Source organism: Micromonospora sp. RB23, assembly GCF_053585025.1.
On the sequence record NZ_CM132111.1, the window covers coordinates 3,232,493 to 3,251,768 of the forward strand.

Below are 19,276 nucleotides of genomic sequence, written 5' to 3' on the forward strand. Positions count from 1 at the left end.
CCTCACGGCGCGCTGGTCGCCGTCGGCTGGTCGGCTCCCGCGTCACCCTCTCCCGCACGGGGAAACAGCCGCCCGATACGCAGCGCCAGGGAGAGGTCGCCGTCGACCAGGATCTCGCCGCGCTCGATCGCCGCCAACCCGTTCACCTCGCCGCGCGCCATCGACTCCGCCACCTGTGCCGACACCTTGATGACGGTGCTGGCGGCGTCCCCGCTCTGCGACACCTGTAGTTTGCCGTGGTCGATGACCAGGAGCCACTGCTCCAGGTCGTCCCCGTCGGAGATGTCGAAGCGCACACTTCCACACACCTTGCTGAACCGTGGATCCTGGCACGCGGCGGCCAGCCGCTCGAAGAAGTCGCTGGTCGCCGTCATCCCACCTCCCGGCTCCGGCAAAGAGCGGACGACGGCTACCCGCTGCGAAGCGTTCCTAACGCTCCGACCGGATGCTGACTGAAGGTGATGGGCGGACTGCGGTTCCGGGGTTCTGCCCGAACCGGGCGCAGAGCCCACAACGACCGCATACCGTCACCAGGACGGACACCGCTGCCCGCCGCGGCGACGCCAACCGGAAGGGACCGGCTCATGGACCGGGTCGACAACATGCTCCTGCCAGAGTTGGACGGCCCGGTGCCGACCGCGGCGACGCGGGCGCTGGGTCTGCTGAGCCTGGCCCTGGGCGTGGGCGCACTGGCCGCGCCCCGGACCCTGGCCCGCGTGACCGGCGTCGACGACTCACCTGCCGCGCAGGCGGTGATCCCCGCCGTCGGAACGCGGGAGATGATCCACGCCGTCGGTCTGCTCGCCGGCCGCCGCCCGGCCGGCTGGGCGTGGACCCGGGTCGCTGGAGACGCCCTCGACCTCACCCTGCTGGGCCGGGCGATGGCCGACCGGCGGGGTGAGCGACGCCGCCGCCTGGCCCTGACCACGGCCGCGATCGCCGGTATCACGGCACTGGACGTCGCCGCCGCGATCGTCGCCGGGCGTGCCCATCGGGCGCGGGCGCGAATGATCCGCATGGAGATCGCGGTGACGGTCAACCGCTCACCCGCCGAGGCGTACCGGTTCTGGCGCGACATGGAGAACCTGCCCCGGTTCATGGCGCACCTGGAGTCGGTACGCGCCGACGACCTGCGCATCTCGCACTGGGTCGCCCGTGGACCGGCCGGCCGCCGCGTCGAGTGGGACGCCGAGATCATCGACGACCAGCCGAACAGGTCGATCACCTGGCGGTCACTGCCCGGCAGCCGCGTGGCCAACGCCGGTCGGGTCGCGTTCGTACCCGCTCCGGGCGATCGTGGCACCGAGGTCCGGGTGCAACTGCGCTACGCGCCACCGGCGGGCGCGCTCGGCCGGGCCGTGGCGAAACTCTTCGGCGAGGAGCCCGAGCAGCAGGTCCGCGACGACCTGCGCCGGTTCAAGCAGGTGCTGGAGACCGGCGAGGTGGTCCGCTCCGAGGGCAGCCCGACCGGCATCTCCGTACGCCAGCAGGCCATGCAGCGGCCGGCGCAGCCGCTGCCGGCGTCCCGTCACTGACCGAATCCCCGAAGGGACGAACCAATGAAGGCCACCGCCTGGATGGGCACCGACACCGTCAAGGTGATCGACGTGCCCGATCCGACGATCATGAACGCCCGGGACGCCGTCGTGCGGGTCAGCACCACCGCGATCTGCGGCTCCGACCTGCACCTCTACCACGGCTACATCCCCGCGATGCGCAAGGGCGACATCCTCGGCCACGAGTTCATGGGGGAGGTGGTGGAGGTCGGTCCGCAGGTGCGGAACCTCAAGCCCGGCGACCGGGTGGTGGTGCCGTTCCCGATCGCCTGCGGGCACTGCTCCTCCTGTCAGCGCGGCCTCTACTCGGTGTGCGAGAACTCCAACCCGAACGCCGGCATCGCCGAGAAGGTCATGGGCCACTCGCCGGCCGGCATCTTCGGCTACTCCCACCTCCTCGGCGGGTACGCGGGCGGCCAGGCCGAGTACGCGCGGGTGCCGTTCGCCGACGTCGGCCCGCTCAAGGTGCCCGACGAGATCCCCGACGACCAGGCCGTCATGCTCGCCGACGTCTTCCCGACCGGCTACATGGGCGCCGAGATGTGCGACATCAAACCCGGACAGGTCATCGCGGTCTGGGGCGCGGGACCGGTGGGGCTGCTCGCCGCGGCCAGCGCCCGACTGCTCGGCGCGGAACGGGTGATTGTCATCGACCGGTTCCCGTACCGGCTGCGGCTCGCCGCCGAGCACGCCGACGCCGAGACGATCAACTACGAGGACGTCGACGTGCTGGACGCCCTCAACGAGATGACCGCCGGCCGGGGCCCCGACGCGTGCATCGACGCGGTCGGCCTGGAGGGACACCACGGCAACCCCGCCATGTACGCGTACGACCGGGCCAAGCAGGCCACGCGGACCGAGACGGAACGGCCGTTCGCGTTGCGGGAGGCGATCCTGGCCTGCCGGTCCGGGGGAGTGGTGTCGGTCGTCGGCGCGTACGGCGGCTTCGTCGACAAGTTCCCGATGGGCGCTTTCATGAACCGGTCACTGATCATGCGGACCGGCCAGTGCCACGTGCAGCGGTACACGCGCCCACTGTTGGAGCGCATCCAGCGCGGCGAGATCGACCCGAGCTTCATCGTCAGCCACCGCATGCCGCTGCGCGACGCCCCCAAGGGCTACCGGATCTTCCAGAAGAAACAGGAAAACTGCACAAAGGTGCTCCTCAAGGTCTGACCCGGCCCCCTTCCTCGCCGATCTTGCACTTTCTGCGGCGACACAAGGGGCTAAACACCCCCAGGTCGACAACCGAAACCGCAAGATCGGCGCGACAGAGCGGGGCGCGTTTGTGGTCGGGGGGCTCGGGAACGCCGTCCGTTCGTCCGGCCTACGCGTCTGTTCAGGAGGCGCAGGAGACGGGAGGAAGCGGATCATGGATTACGAGCAGATGATCGCCACCGTACGACAGCGCGGGGGTCTCGGTGAGAACGAGGCCGTGCGGTCCGTGCAGGCCGTCCTGTCGGTGCTCGGCGAACGACTCGCCGGACAGGAGGCCGACAACCTCGCGGCGCAGCTGCCGGACCGACTGAACGCCTCCGTCACCCGTAACCCGCAGGGCCGGCGATGGGACGTCGGCGACTTCCTGAAGCACGTGGGCGACCGGGAGCAGGTCGCGAACGCGGACCAGGTACGCGAGCACGCCCGCGTCGTGCTGAGCACCGTCGCCGAGGCGCTCGACGACGACGACCGTAACGACCTGCTGGCCCAGCTGCCCGGCGGCATCACCGACCTGTTCGGCGTGCCCACCCCACGCGGCTGAGCGTCGAGGCGCACGACCACCGGGTCAGCGGGCGCGGACCCCGGCTTCCACGGTCAGGGTCCCCGCCCCGGCGTCGACCACGAAGGACAGGCGATGGTCAGGGGATGGGCCACTCGTGCACCGGCCGGTTGCTGTGCATCAGCTCCACGTAGTGCCGCACCACCTCGCGCAGCGCCTCCGGCCGGTCCAGGTGATCGGTGGACTCCAACCGGTGCAGCGTCGCCACCTGCCAGGTCGCGCCGTTGCGGCTGGTCAGGCAACGCTGCTCGATGACGCCCAGCAGGCGGTCCCGCTCGGCCGGGTCGAGGCCCCACCGGTCCAGACCGTGGTGCGCCATCGGCAGCAGCCGGCGCAGCACCAGCTCGGTGACCGGCAGGTAGCCGAGGCCGGGCCAGAAGACCTGCGCGTCGATGCCGTGCCGGGCGCAACTGGTGAAGTTCTCCTCGGCGGCGCTGAACGACATCTGCGACCACAATGGCCGGTCCGACTCGGCCAGGGCGCGGACCAGTCCGAAGTAGAACGCGCCGTTGGCGATGGTGTCCAGCACGGTCGGCCCGGCCGGCAGCACCCGGTTCTCCACGCGCAGGTGCGGCCGGCCGCGCGACACGTCGTACACCGGGCGGTTCCAGCGGTAGATGGTCCCGTTGTGCAGCCGCAGCTCGGCGAGGTTGGGCACCTCACCGGCCGCCAGGGTCTGCGCCGGGTCCTGCGGGTCGCACACCGGCAGCAACGCCGGGAAGTAGCGGACGTTCTCCTCGAACAGGTCGAAGACGCTGGTGATCCACCGTTCGCCGAACCAGACTCTGGGGCGTACCCCTTGGGCTTTTATCTCTTCCGGCCTGGTGTCGGTGGCCTGCTGGAACAGCGGGATGCGGGTCTCGCGCCACAGCTCCCGACCGAACAGCAGCGGCGCGTTCGCGCCGAGCGCCACCTGGATGCCGGCGACCACCTGGGCGGCGTTCCAGTAGTCGGCGAACTGCGCCGGGCTGACCTGGAGGTGGAACTGGGTGCTGGTGCAGGCCGCCTCGGGGGTGATCGTGTCGGCGGTGACCGCCAGGCGCTCCACGCCGGAGATGGCGATCGGCAGGTCCTCGCCGCGGGCCGCGAAGATCTGCTCGTTGAGCAGCTTGTAGCGCGGGTTGGCCGAGAGCGTCTCGGCGGTGAGGTGCTCGGGACGCAACGTCGGCAGGATGCCGATCATGACCATGTGCGCGCCGACCGTCCGCGCCTTCTGCTCGGCGGCGTTGAGGCTGGCCCGCACGTGCTCCTCGAAGTCGGCGGTGCCGGTGCCCGTCAGCCGGCGCGGCGGCACGTTGATCTCGATGTTGAACTGGCCCAGCTCCGTCTGGAAACTCGGGTCCTCGATCGCCGCCAACACGTCGGCGTTGCGCATGGCCGGATTCGACGCCTCGTCCACGAGGTTCAGCTCGATCTCCAGCCCCGTCATCGGCCGGTCGATGTCGAACCGCGACTCCCGCAGCATCTCGGCGAAGACATCCAGGCAGTTCCGCACCTTTTCGCGGTAGCGGGCCCGATCCTCCCGACTGAAGGTCCGTACGCCGACGTCTTCGCCCATGGTCACCGCCCTGTCACCGCTGGTTCCCCCTAACCTCGCACGCGGCCGTGCGAGCGGGGAAGACCCGAGGGTTCTTTCCTACCCAGTGGTGGGCCCCGTGACCCCTGTCGCACGCTGTGTGGTCGACGGGACCGCGAACGGCCGGCGCCGTTAGCATTACCGCCCGAGAGGTGGTGGCGTCCGGATGCGCGAGAAGGTGACCCGGCTGTTCGTCGCGGCGGCGATCGCCGAGGCCTGCTCCTGGCTGGCCCTGCTGGCCGGGATGGCCGTCAAGTACGGTCCACCCGGCAACGAGCTGGGCGTCAAGATCTTCGGCCCGATTCATGGCGGCCTGTTCATCGCGTACGGGTTGCTGGTGCTCGCGGTGGCGCGGCTGCGCCGCTGGCGCCTGTCGGTGACCGTCGTGGCGCTGGCGTGCGCGGTGCCGCCGTTCGCCACCCTGATCTTCGAACGCTGGGCCCACCGCCGGGGCATGCTCGGCAGCGTGGACCAGCCGACCCGCGAGCCCACGCCGGTCGGCTGACCCGCCGCCGCCGAGCGTTCAGGTCAGCGCGGAACAGGCCACCACGCCGGCCAGCAGCAGAGCGCCGATGACCGCCTGCAACAGCAGCGGCGGCCCCAGGTGTGACCACAGCGTCGCCGTACGCGGGGTGAGCAACTGCCCGGTGGTCAGGTTGACGATCCGCTCGATGCGGGGCGGCAGCTCCGGGTCGCGCTGCGGACGGAGCGTGAGCTGCACCTGGTCGGCCGGGTGCAGGGCGCTCTGCGGCAGGTGCCCGTGCAACTCGACCTCGCAGAGCTGACCGGCCGTGTTGCGCAGGCGTACCGGGGTGACCAGGTACGCCGGGCCCTGCTTCAGCTCCTTCCAGCGCCGGCGGGCGCCCCCGCCGCCGAAGGAGAACAGCGTGCGCAGCAGCAGGGCCGGCAGCCGGGCGAACGCCGCCGCGGCGAGCACCGCCACCAGCACCGGCTGACCGACGCGTATCTCGCGGGTGTAGCCGTCGAGCAGGCGGACCAGCCGTCCGGTGACGATCCGCTCCGTCGGGTGCACGATCCGTCGGGTATCGAGTCCGCTGTCCATCTCCACCACCGAGAGTCCGCTTGTGTTCACTGATCGTATCGACGTCCCCGGTTGAACGACGTGAATGAAACCTGGTCACGGGCTCACGCCCGCGAGGTGACATCCCGGGCCACCCGGGTAAGCGGGGGGCCGAGCTGGAAAGGGGTCGAGCATGCAGCTGTCCTTCCTGCGCCCGCTCTACGACCGACCCGGGCCGTGGTGCTCGGTGTACCTGGACGCCTCCGCGGACACGGAGGACGCCCACCCGGCGCTGGACCTGCGCTGGCGCGCTCTGGAACGCCGCCTGGCCGAACAGGGGGCGGACGAGGCGAGCATCGCCGCGCTGGACCGGGTGGTCCGGGGTCACGACCCGATGGTCGGGGACTACGGCCTGGCGGTCTTCGCCAGCCACGGTCGGGTGGCGCTCTCCGAGTACCTGTCCGCGCCGCCGTTGCGCGACCTGGCGAGTTTCGGACCGTTGCCGCACGTCATGCCGCTGCTCGCCGCGCGCGGCGAGCAGGTGGCGTGGGTCCGGGTGGTGGCCGACCGGACCGGGGGCGACGCCGTCGCGGTCAGCGCGGGCGGGGTACCCCGACGGGCGCACGTCGCCGGCCGGGACAGCTTCCCGCTGCGTCGGGTCCAGCCCGGCGGCTGGTCGCAGTCGCGCTACCAGCGGGCCGCCATGGAGGCGTGGCACCAGAACGCCGGCGACGTCACCGCCGCGACCGTGGAGCTGGCCGACCGGGTCGGCGCGGACGTCGTGGTGGTGGCCGGTGACGTCCGGGCCACCGGGATGATCGCCGCGCAGATGCCGCCGCGCTGGCAGGACCTGGTCGTCCGTACGGACGCCGGCTCCCGGGCCGGCGGCGCGGACCAGACGCTGCTGGACGACCTCACGGTGCAGACCATCGCCGAGGTCGCCGACCAGCGGATCACCGCCGCGCTGGACAAGTTCGGCGTGCAGGAGGACGTCGGCGCCGGCCTCGACGCGGTCGTCTCGGCCCTGCAACGCAACCAGGTCGACACAATGATCATCGTCGACGACCCGTCGGCCAACGGCGAGCTGTGGATCGGTCCGGAGCCCACCGAGATCGCCGTCGACCCGGCCCAGCTGAGCGCGATGTCGGTCGACGACCCGCAGCGGGTACGCGCCGACGCGGCGCTGGTCCGGGCGTTGGTCGGCACCGACGCGGCGTTGACGGTGCTCGGCGCGGACGAGGCGCCCCAGCTCACCGACGGCGTCGGGGCGGTGCTGCGCTACGTCGACGAAGGCACACCGGGGCGCGGCAATGGCTGAGCGGCGCGTCGCGGACCTGGTGGTCGAGCGGTTGCGGGCCTGGCGGGTCCCGCGCGCCTTCGGCTACCCCGGCGCGGCGATCGCCTCGCTGATCGAGGCGCTGGAACGGTCCGGGGGAGACCCGGCGTTCATCCCGGCCCGGCACGAGGAGACCGCCTCGTTCATGGCCACCGGGCACGCCAAGTTCACCGGGGGCATCGGGGTCTGCCTCGCCACCCAGGGGCCGAGCGCGGTGCAACTGCTCAACGGCCTCTACGACGCCAAGCTCGACAGCAAGCCCGTCGTGGCGATCGTCGGTGAGGACATCACCGGGCCGCTCGGCGGCGCGCACCAGCAGATCGGGCTGAGCCGACTGTTCGGCGACGTGTGCAACCAGTTCGTCCAGTACGGCCGCAGCCCCGAATCCGTACCCGCGCTGCTGGACCGGGCGTTCCGTACCGCCGCGGCGACGCGCAGCCCGACGTGCGTGGTGCTGCCGCGGTACCTCCAGGAGGCCCTGGTGCCCGACCTGGGGACGCACGCGGCGGGCGTCATCACGGCGACCCCCGGTGAGCCGCTGGCCCGGGTGCTGCCGCACGAGGTGGACCTCGACGCCGCCGCGCAGGTGCTCGGCAACGGCCAGCGCACCGCGATCCTGGTGGGTCAGGGCGCCCGGGGCGCCGCCGCCGAGATCGTCGAGCTGGCCGACCGTCTCGGCGCCGGGGTGGCGACGTCGCTGTTGGGCAAGCCGATCCTGGACGAGCGTCTGCCGTTTCACGCCGGGGTGCTCGGGGAGGTCGGCACACCGGCGGCGGCCGAGCTGATGGGCGGCTGCGACACGCTGCTGCTGGTCGGCACGAACGACCCGTGGACCGACTACTTCCCGATGCCCGACCAGGCCCGCACGGTGCAGATCGACATCGACGGCACCCGCATCGGCAGCCGCTACCCGGCCGACGTGCCGCTGGTCGGCGACGCCACCGAGACGCTGCGGGCACTGCTGGAACGGGTACCTGCCCGGCCGCACCAACAGTGGCGCGCGACGGTGGAGAGCACCGTCGACCGCTGGCGCGCGACCGCCGCCGACCGGGCCGCCGCGCCGGCCGAACCGATCAACCCGCAGCTCGTGCTCCAGGAACTCTCCACGCGGGTTCCGCGCGCCGGGTCGGTCGCGGTCGACGTCGGCTCGGTCCTCTACTGGTACGCCCGGCACCTCGTCCTGCCGCCCGGGGTGAACGCGCAGCTGTGCGGCACGCTCGGCTCGATGGGCTGCGCCCTGCCGTACGCGGTGGCCGCCAAGCTCGCCGCGCCGGACTCGCCGGTGGTCGCGCTGCTCGGCGACGGCGCCATGCAGCTCAACGGTCTCGCCGAGCTGATCACCGTCTCGCACCACTGGCAGAACTGGGCCGACCCACGGTTGGTGGTGCTCGTGCTCAACAACCGCGACCACAACGGCATGGGCGGTGGACGGGAGCCGTCGGCCGACCCGATGCGCCGCCGCCCCGACGTCCCGTACGCGGGTTGGGCCCGGCTGCTCGGGCTGCACGGCGTCCGGGTGGACCGTCCGGAGCTGGTCGGCGCGGCCTGGGACGAGGCGCTCGCCGCGGACCGGCCCTGCGTCCTGGAGGCCGTCGTCGACCCGGCGGTCTCGCTGGCGCCCCCGGAGCCGGCCTTCGCCGACCTGCGTGGCCTGTACGACGAGGGGGAACCGGCCCGGCGCGTCCGGGAGCAGGTGGAGCAGGCCGTGGCCGTCGAGGATCTCGTTTAGGCCCATTGCGCCAGGGCATCAGTAGCGGCCCGACGACCCTGGAGGTCCCATGCTGGAGCCCGCCGACCGCCGTTATGGTCCCGCGCACCTGCCGCAGCCGCGCGGCCCGCTGTCGGCGGCGGTGACCGACGCGTTGCGCCGCGCGCCGTACGACCTGCCGGCGGACCTCGGCGTCGACCTCGATCCGGCGGACCCGCTGACCGACGAGGACCTGCAACTGACCCTGTTCCTCTGCTACGAGCTGCACTACCGGGGCTGGCTGGGCGTGGACGAGAGCTGGGAGTGGCAGCCCACTCTGCTGGCTCTGCGGGCCCGCGTCGAACGCCCCTTCGAGGCGGCGCTGCGCCGCCTGGCCGGCGTCCCGTCGGTGCCGGCGGGCGGCGTCGCCGCCGGGCTGGCCGAGCTGGTCGCGGCCGACGACGGGCCGTCGCTGGCCGCCGCGCTGCAACGACGTGCCGACCTCGCCCAGTTCCGCGAGTTCGTCGTGCACCGCTCGGTCTACCACCTGCGGGAGGCGGACCCGCACAGCTGGGCGTTGCCGCGCCTCGGCGGTCCCGCCAAGGCCGCGCTGGTGGAGATCCAGACCGACGAGTACGGCAACGGCCGGCTGGACCGGATGCACGCCGAGCTGTTCCGGCGCACCCTCGACCGGCTCGGTCTGGACACCGGCTACGGCGCCCACCTGGACGTGGTTCCCGCCGTGACCCTGGCGACCAACAACCTGATGTCCCTGTTCGGCCTGCACCGCCGGCTGCGCGGGGCGCTGCTCGGGCACCTGGCGGCCTTCGAGATGACCTCGTCCCTGCCGAACCGCCGCTACGGCAACGGACTGCGCCGCCTCGGCCTGGACGAGGTGGCCACCCGCTTCTACGACGAGCACGTGGAGGCGGACGCGGTGCACGAGCAGATCGCCGCGCACGACCTGTGCGGGGGCCTGGTTCGGACCGAGCCGGCGCTCGCCCCGGACGTGCTCCTCGGCGCGGCGGCGGCGCTCGCGGTGGACCGGCTCTTCGCGGCGCACGTGCTGGACAGTTGGGCGGCCGGCCGCAGCTCCCTGCGCGCACCCGCCCCGCCGTCCCCGCCGCCGACCGTCCCGCTCGTCGGGTCGACCCCGGTGACCCCCACGGTGCCGGTCGTTCCGCTGGCGCCGAGGGCGCTCGTCTGACCCGTTCACCCCTCCCGGGTGGTGCCCGCCCGGAAGTTGACCGCCTTGTGGGTGCCGTCGCAGAACGGCTTGAGCGCCGACTTGCCGCAGCGGCACAGCGCCACCGTGCCCCGGCGGGCGTCGATCCGCTCGCCGTCCGGGGTCACCAGCGCGAAGTCGCCGCGCACGAGCAGTGGACCGTCCTCGTACGGGGTGATCGTGGCGGCGGCGGGCTCGCTGGTGTCGTCGGTGCGCATGGGCCCCGATGTGCCCGCCCCAGCCCGGGTGAAACCTGCGCGGCCGATCGCCGGTGATGACCGGCGCAACCCGCTGACCAGCGGATTGGGGCCGCCGCGTGGCCGATGCCCCGTTTGAACCGCATCGGGACGGGAAGCCGGGCCGCGTGGTGAGCGAACGAGGCAAGGTGGGGCCGGTGCACAAGGTGCACAAGGGGCTCACGGCCGATGGCGCCGGTTTGGCCGGCGACCGGGTCGTGGCCCAGGGCAGCGCGGCCCGGGTGCTGGTCGCCGCCACCGCCCGGGCGCTGCGCGGCGCGGACTGCGCCGACCTCGGGCACACCGGACCGACCTCGCGGTTCCCGACGGCGCCCGAGCCGGTACGCCGGGCCGCGGCGACCCGGGCCGCCGGGCGGGTCGCCCTCACCGTCGACCAGGTCGGCGAGGTGGACGCGGCCCGGGTGGCGCGCTGGTTCGTCGACCAGTACCCGCGCCACAGCTACCCGGGGGTGCTCATCGGGTCGCCGCACGGCGCGGCCGCCCATCTCGCGGTCGCGCTCGGCGTGCCGTGGCTGCCCGCCGGCTTCGAGATGACCGCGCACTGGAGCGACGGGGCCGTGGACCGTCCCCGGGAGGCGCTGGCGCACGGGGGCGCGCTCGCCGAACGGCTGCTCGGCGGCAACCCCGACGTGCACCTGCGTCAGGTTCACTGCCCGGCCAGCCGGGGCACCCTGACCGGCGTCACCGTGTCGCTGGCCGCCCGGTGGCGGTCGCTGCCGGACGCGTACGCGCAGTTCCTGACCGACCGGCTGAGCGCCGACGCCCCGGTGCTGCTGGTGCGGGACGCGCGCACGTGGCCGGTGCTGGATGGCGGGGCCGGGCACAGCTTCCAGGTCGGCTGCCCGGCGAGCGGGCTGGACCCCGTGGACTTCCACCCCGACAGTCACGCCCTGCGGCAGGTCCTGCGCGCGGTGGGCGGGGACGCCACCCGGTGGGCGCCGCCGGAGGTGTCGGTGCCGTCGGGCGACGCCGAGCACGGGATGGACGCCGGATTCGAGCAGTCGGCACGGGACTTCGCGACCCGTTCCGGGCGCCCGCTGCACCGGGTGCTGGTGCCCCGCCCGGGAGCGCTGAGCGCCGCGGTGGCCGACCTCTACCGGCGGTGGTTGCGGGCCGCCGGCAAGACCGGTGACCGGTTGGTGGTGGAATGCGGGCGGCTGCTCGATCCGTGGCAGGTGGTGCGGGCGGGGCTGGTGCCGTACTGGTGCGAGAACGCCACCCGCCGCAGCGTGGACGAGGCCGAGTGGTGGCTGGCGGGCAGCGAGACGTTCAGTTCGGTGGACGTCCTGCCCGAGCCGCCCGGCATGCGCTCGCCCGCCCTGGCCGGCCTCCCGCAGTGGTTGGCGGTCGCGGGCTTCGGCCGGCGGCGCAGGGCGCTGGACCGGACCTCCGCGCGGGGCTATCCGGTGACGTCCGTGCCGACGCGCCGGGCCACCGAGGTCATGCGCGCCCAGCCGTACGACCTGCCCGTCCCGCCTCCGCTGGGGGTCGCCGAGGCACTGTCGGTGCTCCGTGACACCGGCGGCCACCAGGGGTTGCTCGTCTCCTGAAGGGGAGGACGCCGAAACTTCCTCGCGAACCCGGGGTCCCGTGATTGAGTACCTACGGAGCGGGAACATCGCTGGCTGCGACGACCTGATCGCGCTGCGTAGAGATGTTGTCGCCCGCTGGCATCCCAGTCACTGACCCACTTTCCGGCCCGGTGCGTGGCTCGACCACGCGCACGACCGGTTTCCCGATCCGGGCGGGGGACCTTCCTGAGGGAGGCGCGGATGTTCGGACAGACGAGCACGACCACGACCACACCACCACCGACCGAGCGCGGTCTGGAGGACCTCGACGCGGCGGCGCTGGCGTACGCGGCCCGGATCGAAGGGCTGCCGCCGGAGCGGCGGCAGGAGGCGCGGGACGACCTGGTCCGCTTCGCGCTGCCGTTCGCCGGGCGGCTGGCCCGCCGTTACCGGGGGCGGGGAGAACCGCTGGAGGACCTGGAGCAGGTGGCCCGCCTGGGACTGGTCAACGCCGTCGACAGGTACGACCCGGAACGGGGATCGTTCACGGCGTACGCGGCGATCACCATCGTGGGTGAGATCAAGCGCCACTTCCGGGACCGCACCTGGGGCGTGCACGTGCCCCGGCGGCTGCGCGACCTGATCCTCGAGGTGGGGCAGGCCACCGCGGCGCTGACCAGCGAGTTGTCCCGCGCGCCGTCGGTGGCCGAGCTGTCGGCCCGGCTGGAGACGCCGGAGGAGGAGATCCTCGCGGCGCTGGAGTCGGCGGCCGGCTACAGCCCGGCGTCGCTGAACGCGCCGGTCGGCGGGGAGAGTTCCGCGGAGTTCGGCGACCTGGTCGGCGAGTCGGACAACGCCCTCGAATCGGTCGACGACCGGGTGACGGTGAGCGGCCTGCTGCACCGGCTGCCCTGGCGCGAGCGCCGCATCCTCGCCATGCGTTTCTACGGAAACCAGACCCAGGCGGAGATCGCCGCCCGGTTCGGCATCTCCCAGATGCACGTGTCCCGACTGCTGTCGCGGGCGCTGACCTGGCTGCGGCAGGCCATGCTCGCGGACGCGCCGCCGCCCTGGCAGAACGGCGCCGCCGAGCCAGACCCGGGCAAGACCCGCATCTCGGTACGGCAGAACGGCGACAGGGTGGTCGTCGAGGTCGGCGGCGAGGTCGACCGCGACGGCGCGGACCAACTGCGCCGGGCGATGCTGGAGGCCGTCACCGGCCAGCCGAGCGAGGTCGTCGTCGACCTGGTGGGCGCGGGCGGATTCGACGCCGGCGCGATCGCCGCGCTCGTGGCGGGTCGGGAGGCCGCGGAACGTACCGGCGTGCCGTTGCGGCTCACCCGGGTACAGCCGGCGGTGCGCCGCTCGCTCACCGCCGCCGGGCTGCCGCCAGCCCGGGACTGATCCGCCGACGACAGCCAGGGGCCCGACACCGGACAGGTGTCGGGCCCCTTGCCGCGCGCGTACCGACTCTCAGCGGTCCTTGTCCTCGCCGTCGCTGTGCGGGTGCCGCCAGCGTTCGTGCGGCTTCGGCGCGTCCTGCGCGTCCTGCGGCGCGTCGCTCTGCTCGAAGCTCGGCCGGCGTACGCCCTCGGGGTCGGGCACGTCCACCGGGCGCGCGCCGGACTCGGGCGCCGGGTGGTAGCGGGCCGCCTCCGGGGCGCCGTGCGCGCCCTCGGGGGCGGGCGACTCCGGCACGTGGTGCTCCAGGTGGATCTCGTCGCCGAACTGCTGCGGCGGCTTGGTCGTGCGCTGTGGCAGGTCCCGTCCCAGGTCGGCGACGAGCGGGCCGTACTTCAGGTCGAACGCCGGACGCTCGGAGCGGATCCGGGGCATTTTGTCGAAGTTGCGCAGCGGGGGCGGGCAGCTGGTCGCCCACTCCAGGGAGTTGCCGAAGCCCCACGGGTCGTCCACGGTGACCACCGCCCCGTACCGCCAGGACTTCCAGGCGTTGTAGATGAAGAAGAGCGTGGACAGGCCGAGGATGAACGCGAAGATGCTGGAGATGGTGTTCAGCGTGGTGAAGCCGTCGGTGGGCAGGTAGTCGGCGTACCGGCGGGGCATGCCCTCGGCGCCCAGCCAGTGGTGCACCAGGAAGGTGCCGTGGAAGCCGATGAACATCGTCCAGAAGTGCGCCTTGCCGAGTCGCTCGTCGAGCAGCCGCCCGGTCATCTTCGGCCACCAGAAGTAGTAGCCGCCGAAGAGCGCGAAGACCACCGTGCCGAACACGACGTAGTGGAAGTGCGCCACCACGAAGTAGCTGTCGTGGGTGTGGAAGTCCGCCGGCGGGCTGGCCAGCAGCACCCCGGTGAGGCCGCCGAGAAGGAAGGTGACCAGGAAGCCGATGGCGAACAGCATCGGCGTCTCGAAGGTGAGCTGTCCCTTCCACATGGTGCCGATCCAGTTGAAGAACTTCACTCCGGTGGGCACCGCGATCAGGTAGCTCAGGATGCTGAAGAACGGCAACAGGACCTGCCCGGTGGCGAACATGTGGTGCGCCCACACCGTCATGGACAGCACGGTGATCGCGATGGTCGCCAGCACCAGGCCGGTGTAACCGAAGATCGGCTTGCGGGAGAACACCGGAATGATCTCGGTGATGATGCCGAAGAACGGCAGCGCGATGATGTACACCTCGGGGTGCCCGAAGAACCAGAACAGGTGCTGCCAGAGCATCGGCCCACCGGTGGCCGGGTCGTACACGTGCGCGTTGATCAGGCGGTCGGCCGAGAGGGCCAGCAGCGCGGCGGCCAGCAGCGGGAAGACGAGGATCACCAGCACGCTGGTGAACAGCATGTTCCAGGTGAAGATCGGCATTCGGAACATGGTCATGCCGGGCGCGCGCAGGGTGAGGATCGTGGTGATCAGGTTGACCGCGCCGAGGATGGTGCCCAGGCCGGAGACGACCAGGCCGAGCACCCACATGTTCGCGCCCACGCCGGGGCTGTGGTCGACGTCGCTCAGCGGGTTGTACGCGGTCCAGCCGAAGTCCGCCGAGCCCCCCGGCGTGACGAAACCGCCGATCACCATGAGGCCGCCGAACAGGTACAGCCAGTACGCCAGCGCGTTGAGTCGGGGGAACGACACGTCCGGCGCGCCGATCTGGATCGGCACGATGAAGTTGGCGAACCCGAAGGCGGCGGGCGTGGCGAACAGCAGCAGCATCACCGCGCCGTGCGACGTGAAGAGCTGGTTGTACTGCTCGGAGGAGAGGAACTGCAGGCCCGGCCGGGCCAGCTCGGCGCGCATCACCATCGCCTGCAGCCCCGCCACCAGGAAGAACCCGAAGGAGGTCAGCAGGTACAGCACACCGATCTGCTTGTGGTCGGTGGTGGCGAGGAACTTGATCAGGGAGTTCCCGGGGACCGGCGTCCGCAGCGCCCCGGGGAAGCCCCCGAAGCGGGCCGGTGCCAGGATCGCCGGGCCCCGATCGCGAACGGGCTCCGTGGTTACCCGCTTGGGCATGGCTGCTCACCCCGTCGTGACGGCAGAAAGGACGGGCGTGCCTACCCGACCCTTGCACCATGTAACCAGGCTTAAGCGGTAATTTCGGTCAGATCGCCGGTACCGGTCGGAGTGCCCTGCGGTCTCAGGACGCCGGCACCATCGCCCAAACGGCCTTGCCCTGACCCGCCGGCACGCTGCCCCACCGCTGCGCCATCTCGCGGACCAGCAGCAGCCCTCGGCCACCCTCGGCCCGCAGGTCCAGGCCAGCGGGTTGGGCCACCGCCGGGCTGCCGTCCACCACGGCCAGGTGCAGGTACGGCCGACGCAGCGTCACGGTCACCTGCATGGGGGTGCCGACGTGCCGGACCACGTTGCCGACCAGCTCGGTCAGCACGAGCGCGGCCGGGCCGGCCGCATCGGGCAGGTTCCACCGGGCACACGCGTCGCCGACCAGCTCCCGTGCTCGCCGGCAGGCCTCCGCCACCGGTTCGAACCGGGCCCGGATCCGCAGCGCGCCCTGCTCGCCGGCCACCCGCGTCGCCTCGGCGCAGTCCTGCGAGACCGGAACCACCCGGCACGTCGTCGATTCGGCCAGCCACCGGGCGGCGGCCGGCGGCGGGGCGCAGAGCACGACCGGCACGGCCGGCCACTCCTCGGCACGCCGGGCCGTCGCCGCGAAGACCGACAGCGCCAGCCGGTCCCGTACGGTCACCCGGGCGAGGTCGACCACCAGCGCCTCGGGCTGGGCGGCCAACGCGCCGTCCAGAGCCTGGTGCACCGATCGCATGGTGCCCAGATCCAGGGCGCCACTGAGCTGGACGACCGCCACGGGTGCGGTGTCGCGCACCTCGCAGGTGATCCGGCTGGCCATCGGGGCGCCCTCGATTCGCTGGTCGGTCGGGATCTGCCCACTACCCGGGGTTCCGCGTCACCAAACCGGACCGATCGGTCAGGGCGACGCGGGTCACTCCGGCCCGGTCACCGGCGCGTCCGCGCCGTCAGCAGACCCAGCGCGATCAGACCGAGGCCCAGGCCCAGGTGCAGCCAACCGTCGGCGGTGTTGACCGGCAGGACGTTCGCGCCGGTGTCGTGGTCCACCGCCAGCCCGTACAGCCAGAGCACCAGGTAGATCGCCCCGCCGCCGACCAGGAAGGTCCGCGCGCCACCCACCGACCGCGCCAGCGCCAGGCCGGCCACCCCGAACAGCAGGTGTACGAGGTTGTGCAGCACCGACACCTGGAAGACGCCGAACAGGAACGCGCCCGAGGTGTGCCCGGCGAAGCGCAGGTTCTCCGTACCGCTGGTGATCCCCGGTACGAACCCGAGCACACCGACCAGCAGGAACAGCACGGACGCGGCGCTCGCCGCGCGGCGTACCGGCGGCTTGCCCTCGGCCGGGTTGGCCCGGGCCCGGGAGTGCGCCATCGGTCCGACCATCACCGGCTCCCTCGCTCCGCGGCAGGCGTGCGGGGTGCGCCTACCCGCCGCCGCCAGGGGCAAACGCGCCGGCGGCGACGGCGGCTCAGACCGGTTGCAGGCGGGACGCGGTCGACAGCTCGCGGACCCGCTGGTACAGCTCGACGTAGCGCTGGGCCATCACCGCGGGCGTGAACCGCTGGGCGGCGACCCGGCGGCACTCCTGCGGGTCGAGCAGCTCCGCGGCCAGCACCAGATCGGCCAGCTCGTCCTCCTCGGTGGTGAGCAGACCGGTGCGTCCGTGCTCGATCAACTCGGGCAGGCAGCCCCGGGCGGTGGCCACCACGGGCGTACCCAGGGCCAGCGATTCGACCACGGCCGTGCCGCCCGGCTCCTCCCAGCGCAGCGGGAACAGCGACGCGCGGGCGCTGGCCAGCAGGTCGTCGCGCTCCTGCCCGGCCACGGTGCCGATCCAGCGGACGAGGTCGCCGTCGACGTGCGGCGCGACCTCGTCGAGGAAGAACCGTACGTCCGGGTTCTGCCGGGCCTCGTCGCCGGCCGCGACCAGATCCGCCGGGCGGTGGTACGGGCCCACGGGACCGGCCAGCACCAGCGGTACGCCGATCCGCTGCGCGAGCCGCGCGCCCACGTCCTGCCCCTTGCCGGGGTTGATCCGGCCCAGGATGAGCAGGTGCTCGCCCTTGGGCGGGCCGGGGCGACGGTCGGCGTCCACGGCCAGCGGCGTGGACAGGTGCACGTGACCCACCGAGTGCTCCCGCAGCGCCAGTGGCGCGCGGGCCACCTGCGACGCCGAGACGCCGTTGACCCGGACCCGGTCGCCGCCGTTTAGATTCCCGTAGAGCGCGGGGTGCTTGGCCAGGTCCCAGTGCAGGGTGTGCAGCACCGGCGGCCCGGACGGCCCCATCGCGGTGAGCGTGGCCAGCCCGACCGCCTCCACGTGGTCGTGCACGAGGTCGATGTCGTCGCGGGAGTGCAGCTCGCGGACCACCCCGGCCAGGTGCGCCTGCGCGATGCCACAGACCTGGTTGTACGGCCGTTGCAGCGCGCCGAACTGCCCGTCGGGGAAGACCGACACCTTCTCGTCCACCGGCAGCGCGCTGGACTCCACCGAGGCGAGCACCACGCGCACGCCGAGCCGCCGCAGCTCCGGCACCAGGGTCGCGATCACGTTCTCGATGCCCCCGTAACCGGGCGGCGGCACCGACAGCCACGGGCCGGCGTTCATCAGCACGGTGAGGCTCATCGGCGGTCCTTCCGTACTCCGGCGGCGAACTGCCGAGCCGGGGCGCTCACGCGGCGGCCACCCGTCGGCGGGGGACCCGGTGGCGCAGCTCGGCCAGCGGCGGGCGCTCCTCGATGGACACGTCGCTGACCACGATCTCCCGGTCCAGGTTCGGCAGGGTGTCGGAGCCGCCCCGGCGGAACTGGGTCAGCAGCGCCTCCGGCACCAGGCCGGGGGTCGCCCAGCCCCGTCGTTGCAGCCGCGACCACGCGGTCAGCATGATCTGCGCGGACATCCGACCCAGCGCCGCCGTGTCCTGGTGACGGTGCTTACGCTCGCCCAGATCGACCTGCGCCAGCGCGTCCAGACCGACCAGGTCCAGCAGGTCGATCATCATGGCGGTCTCCACGCCGTACCCGGAGACGAACGGCACCCGGGCCAGCACGTCGCGGCGGCCGGCGTACTCACCGGCGAGCGGCTGCACGAAACCGGCCAGTTCCGGCCAGAAGAGGTTGAGCAGCGGCCGGGCCATCAACTCGGTCACCCGCCCACCGCCGTCCTGTTCCACGGTGGCGGCCCCCACGAGCGGGCGGTGGTAGAAGCCCTTCACGAAGTCCACCGACGGGTCGGTGAGCAGCGGCCCGAGCAGGCCGGTGACGAAGTGCGGGCGGAACTCCCGCAGGTCGGCGTCGACGAACGCCACCACGTCGCCCTCGGCGGCGGCGAGCCCCGCCCAGAGCGCGTCGCCCTTGCCGGTGAGACGGGGCAGGCCCCGGGTCATCGCGTCCTGACTGACCACCTCCGCGCCGGCGGCGCGGGCCACCTGCGCGGTGCGGTCGGTCGACCGTGAATCCACCACGATCAGCTCGTCGACGAGGGCGACCCGGTCCATCAGGTGCTCCCGGATGGTCGACACGATCGCGCCGACGGTCGCCTCCTCGTTGCGTGCCGGCAGCACCACGCTGACCCGGCACGCGCCCTTGGCGCGAAGCAGCCGGCGTACCGGCCAGTCCGCGGCCGATGTGGTCCGGTACGTGGCCCAGGCCTCCACCACCGGTGACACGGTCGTATCCCGCACGGGCACCCCTCCATTCGTGCGTGGAACAAGCAGGGCTGTAGTTCCCACTCGGCACCACGCGCTAACCGTTCCCAGGGCAACAGCTTGATCACGACGTGGCATCGGCGCGTTCCCGGGGGATGAACGTTTGATTGCGCGCACCTCAG

18 protein-coding genes are annotated in these 19,276 nt (G+C 72.6%); 9 read left to right on the top strand and 9 right to left on the bottom strand.

What is annotated here, in order from left to right; genetic code table 11:
* Positions 1-2 precede the first annotated feature (2 nt).
* Complete coding sequence (locus ACTFTM_RS14845) at positions 3-374, bottom strand: SCP2 sterol-binding domain-containing protein (protein ID WP_449566356.1); 372 nt, start codon at positions 372-374, stop codon at positions 3-5.
* Positions 375-584: 210 nt separating this feature from the next.
* On the opposite strand from ACTFTM_RS14845, the gene ACTFTM_RS14850 reads away from it, so the two are divergent.
* From ACTFTM_RS14850 to ACTFTM_RS14860, 3 genes are all read left to right on the top strand, one after another.
* Entirely contained in the window at positions 585-1,535 is a 951-nt protein-coding gene (locus ACTFTM_RS14850; protein ID WP_449566357.1) for an SRPBCC family protein, read from the top strand.
* 24 nt (positions 1,536-1,559) lie between these two features.
* On the top strand, positions 1,560-2,732 hold the full coding sequence (locus ACTFTM_RS14855) for a zinc-dependent alcohol dehydrogenase (RefSeq protein ID WP_449566358.1): 1,173 nt from the start codon (positions 1,560-1,562) through the stop codon (positions 2,730-2,732).
* Positions 2,733-2,928: 196 nt separating this feature from the next.
* The gene (locus ACTFTM_RS14860; RefSeq protein ID WP_435206913.1) at positions 2,929-3,315 is read left to right on the top strand and encodes a DUF2267 domain-containing protein; all 387 of its coding nucleotides are present in this window, start codon (positions 2,929-2,931) and stop codon (positions 3,313-3,315) included.
* 97 nt (positions 3,316-3,412) lie between these two features.
* Here the strand turns inward: ACTFTM_RS14860 and ACTFTM_RS14865 are convergent, their stop codons facing one another.
* Entirely contained in the window at positions 3,413-4,891 is a 1,479-nt protein-coding gene (locus ACTFTM_RS14865; RefSeq protein WP_449566359.1) for a glutamate--cysteine ligase, read from the bottom strand.
* A 184-nt stretch (positions 4,892-5,075) separates the two neighbouring features.
* Between ACTFTM_RS14865 and ACTFTM_RS14870 the strand changes: the two genes are divergently transcribed.
* On the top strand, positions 5,076-5,414 hold the full coding sequence (locus ACTFTM_RS14870; protein ID WP_449566360.1) for a DUF3817 domain-containing protein: 339 nt from the start codon (positions 5,076-5,078) through the stop codon (positions 5,412-5,414).
* Positions 5,415-5,432: 18 nt separating this feature from the next.
* On the opposite strand, the gene ACTFTM_RS14875 is transcribed toward ACTFTM_RS14870, so the two are convergent.
* Entirely contained in the window at positions 5,433-5,981 is a 549-nt protein-coding gene (locus tag ACTFTM_RS14875) for a hypothetical protein (RefSeq protein WP_449566642.1), read from the bottom strand.
* Between the two features lie 142 nt (positions 5,982-6,123).
* Here ACTFTM_RS14875 and ACTFTM_RS14880 point away from each other — a divergent pair, with 142 nt between their 5' ends.
* Genes ACTFTM_RS14880 through ACTFTM_RS14890 form a run of 3 tightly spaced genes read left to right on the top strand, consistent with a single transcriptional unit; the run spans position 6,124 to position 10,160 of the window.
* Positions 6,124-7,248: a baeRF2 domain-containing protein gene (locus ACTFTM_RS14880; protein ID WP_449566361.1), complete on the top strand. Its 1,125-nt coding sequence runs from the start codon at positions 6,124-6,126 to the stop codon at positions 7,246-7,248.
* Positions 7,241-8,995 (top strand): thiamine pyrophosphate-binding protein, encoded by a 1,755-nt coding sequence (locus tag ACTFTM_RS14885; protein WP_449566362.1) that lies wholly within the window; start codon positions 7,241-7,243, stop codon positions 8,993-8,995. Before ACTFTM_RS14880 ends, ACTFTM_RS14885 begins: the two co-directional genes overlap by 8 nt.
* Before the next feature lie 49 nt (positions 8,996-9,044).
* On the top strand, positions 9,045-10,160 hold the full coding sequence (locus ACTFTM_RS14890) for an iron-containing redox enzyme family protein (RefSeq protein ID WP_449566363.1): 1,116 nt from the start codon (positions 9,045-9,047) through the stop codon (positions 10,158-10,160).
* Positions 10,161-10,165: 5 nt separating this feature from the next.
* Here the strand turns inward: ACTFTM_RS14890 and ACTFTM_RS14895 are convergent, their stop codons facing one another.
* Entirely contained in the window at positions 10,166-10,396 is a 231-nt protein-coding gene (locus ACTFTM_RS14895) for a CDGSH iron-sulfur domain-containing protein (RefSeq protein ID WP_449566364.1), read from the bottom strand.
* Positions 10,397-10,572: 176 nt separating this feature from the next.
* Here ACTFTM_RS14895 and ACTFTM_RS14900 point away from each other — a divergent pair, with 176 nt between their 5' ends.
* Positions 10,573-11,985: a hypothetical protein gene (locus ACTFTM_RS14900; RefSeq protein WP_449566365.1), complete on the top strand. Its 1,413-nt coding sequence runs from the start codon at positions 10,573-10,575 to the stop codon at positions 11,983-11,985.
* A 222-nt stretch (positions 11,986-12,207) separates the two neighbouring features.
* A complete protein-coding gene (locus tag ACTFTM_RS14905) occupies positions 12,208-13,350 on the top strand; it encodes a SigB/SigF/SigG family RNA polymerase sigma factor (protein ID WP_449566366.1) in 1,143 nt (380 codons plus the stop codon).
* Positions 13,351-13,419: 69 nt separating this feature from the next.
* Here the strand turns inward: ACTFTM_RS14905 and ctaD are convergent, their stop codons facing one another.
* The 5 genes from ctaD to ACTFTM_RS14930 all read right to left on the bottom strand — a co-directional run bounded on the left by ctaD (position 13,420) and on the right by ACTFTM_RS14930 (position 19,103).
* Positions 13,420-15,411: an aa3-type cytochrome oxidase subunit I gene (gene ctaD, locus ACTFTM_RS14910; protein ID WP_449566367.1), complete on the bottom strand. Its 1,992-nt coding sequence runs from the start codon at positions 15,409-15,411 to the stop codon at positions 13,420-13,422.
* Positions 15,412-15,535: 124 nt separating this feature from the next.
* Positions 15,536-16,264 carry an STAS domain-containing protein gene (locus ACTFTM_RS14915; RefSeq protein ID WP_449566368.1) on the bottom strand — a complete coding sequence of 243 codons (729 nt, stop codon included), beginning with the start codon at positions 16,262-16,264 and terminating at the stop codon, positions 15,536-15,538.
* A gap of 107 nt (positions 16,265-16,371) precedes the next feature.
* Positions 16,372-16,830 carry a DUF4383 domain-containing protein gene (locus ACTFTM_RS14920; protein ID WP_449566369.1) on the bottom strand — a complete coding sequence of 153 codons (459 nt, stop codon included), beginning with the start codon at positions 16,828-16,830 and terminating at the stop codon, positions 16,372-16,374.
* An 85-nt stretch (positions 16,831-16,915) separates the two neighbouring features.
* Positions 16,916-18,073 carry a glycosyltransferase gene (locus tag ACTFTM_RS14925; RefSeq protein WP_449566370.1) on the bottom strand — a complete coding sequence of 386 codons (1,158 nt, stop codon included), beginning with the start codon at positions 18,071-18,073 and terminating at the stop codon, positions 16,916-16,918.
* Between the two features lie 46 nt (positions 18,074-18,119).
* Complete coding sequence (locus tag ACTFTM_RS14930; protein ID WP_449566643.1) at positions 18,120-19,103, bottom strand: glucosyl-3-phosphoglycerate synthase; 984 nt, start codon at positions 19,101-19,103, stop codon at positions 18,120-18,122.
* Positions 19,104-19,276: the final 173 nt, after the last annotated feature.

What these genes read in the sequence shown, in the direction of transcription:
- ACTFTM_RS14920 (WP_449566369.1), bottom strand. Translation starts at nt 16,830, where the DNA reads ATGGTCGGACCGATGGCGCACTCCCGGGCCCGGGCCAACCCGGCCGAG.
- ACTFTM_RS14905 (WP_449566366.1), top strand. Translation starts at nt 12,208, where the DNA reads ATGTTCGGACAGACGAGCACGACCACGACCACACCACCACCGACCGAG.
- ACTFTM_RS14885 (WP_449566362.1), top strand. Translation starts at nt 7,241, where the DNA reads ATGGCTGAGCGGCGCGTCGCGGACCTGGTGGTCGAGCGGTTGCGGGCC.
- ACTFTM_RS14915 (WP_449566368.1), bottom strand. Translation starts at nt 16,264, where the DNA reads ATGGCCAGCCGGATCACCTGCGAGGTGCGCGACACCGCACCCGTGGCG.
- ACTFTM_RS14860 (WP_435206913.1), top strand. Translation starts at nt 2,929, where the DNA reads ATGGATTACGAGCAGATGATCGCCACCGTACGACAGCGCGGGGGTCTC.
- ACTFTM_RS14895 (WP_449566364.1), bottom strand. Translation starts at nt 10,396, where the DNA reads ATGCGCACCGACGACACCAGCGAGCCCGCCGCCGCCACGATCACCCCG.
- ACTFTM_RS14855 (WP_449566358.1), top strand. Translation starts at nt 1,560, where the DNA reads ATGAAGGCCACCGCCTGGATGGGCACCGACACCGTCAAGGTGATCGAC.
- ACTFTM_RS14865 (WP_449566359.1), bottom strand. Translation starts at nt 4,891, where the DNA reads ATGGGCGAAGACGTCGGCGTACGGACCTTCAGTCGGGAGGATCGGGCC.
- ACTFTM_RS14845 (WP_449566356.1), bottom strand. Translation starts at nt 374, where the DNA reads ATGACGGCGACCAGCGACTTCTTCGAGCGGCTGGCCGCCGCGTGCCAG.
- ACTFTM_RS14880 (WP_449566361.1), top strand. Translation starts at nt 6,124, where the DNA reads ATGCAGCTGTCCTTCCTGCGCCCGCTCTACGACCGACCCGGGCCGTGG.
- ACTFTM_RS14925 (WP_449566370.1), bottom strand. Translation starts at nt 18,073, where the DNA reads ATGAGCCTCACCGTGCTGATGAACGCCGGCCCGTGGCTGTCGGTGCCG.
- ctaD (WP_449566367.1), bottom strand. Translation starts at nt 15,411, where the DNA reads ATGCCCAAGCGGGTAACCACGGAGCCCGTTCGCGATCGGGGCCCGGCG.
- ACTFTM_RS14850 (WP_449566357.1), top strand. Translation starts at nt 585, where the DNA reads ATGGACCGGGTCGACAACATGCTCCTGCCAGAGTTGGACGGCCCGGTG.
- ACTFTM_RS14890 (WP_449566363.1), top strand. Translation starts at nt 9,045, where the DNA reads ATGCTGGAGCCCGCCGACCGCCGTTATGGTCCCGCGCACCTGCCGCAG.
- ACTFTM_RS14870 (WP_449566360.1), top strand. Translation starts at nt 5,076, where the DNA reads ATGCGCGAGAAGGTGACCCGGCTGTTCGTCGCGGCGGCGATCGCCGAG.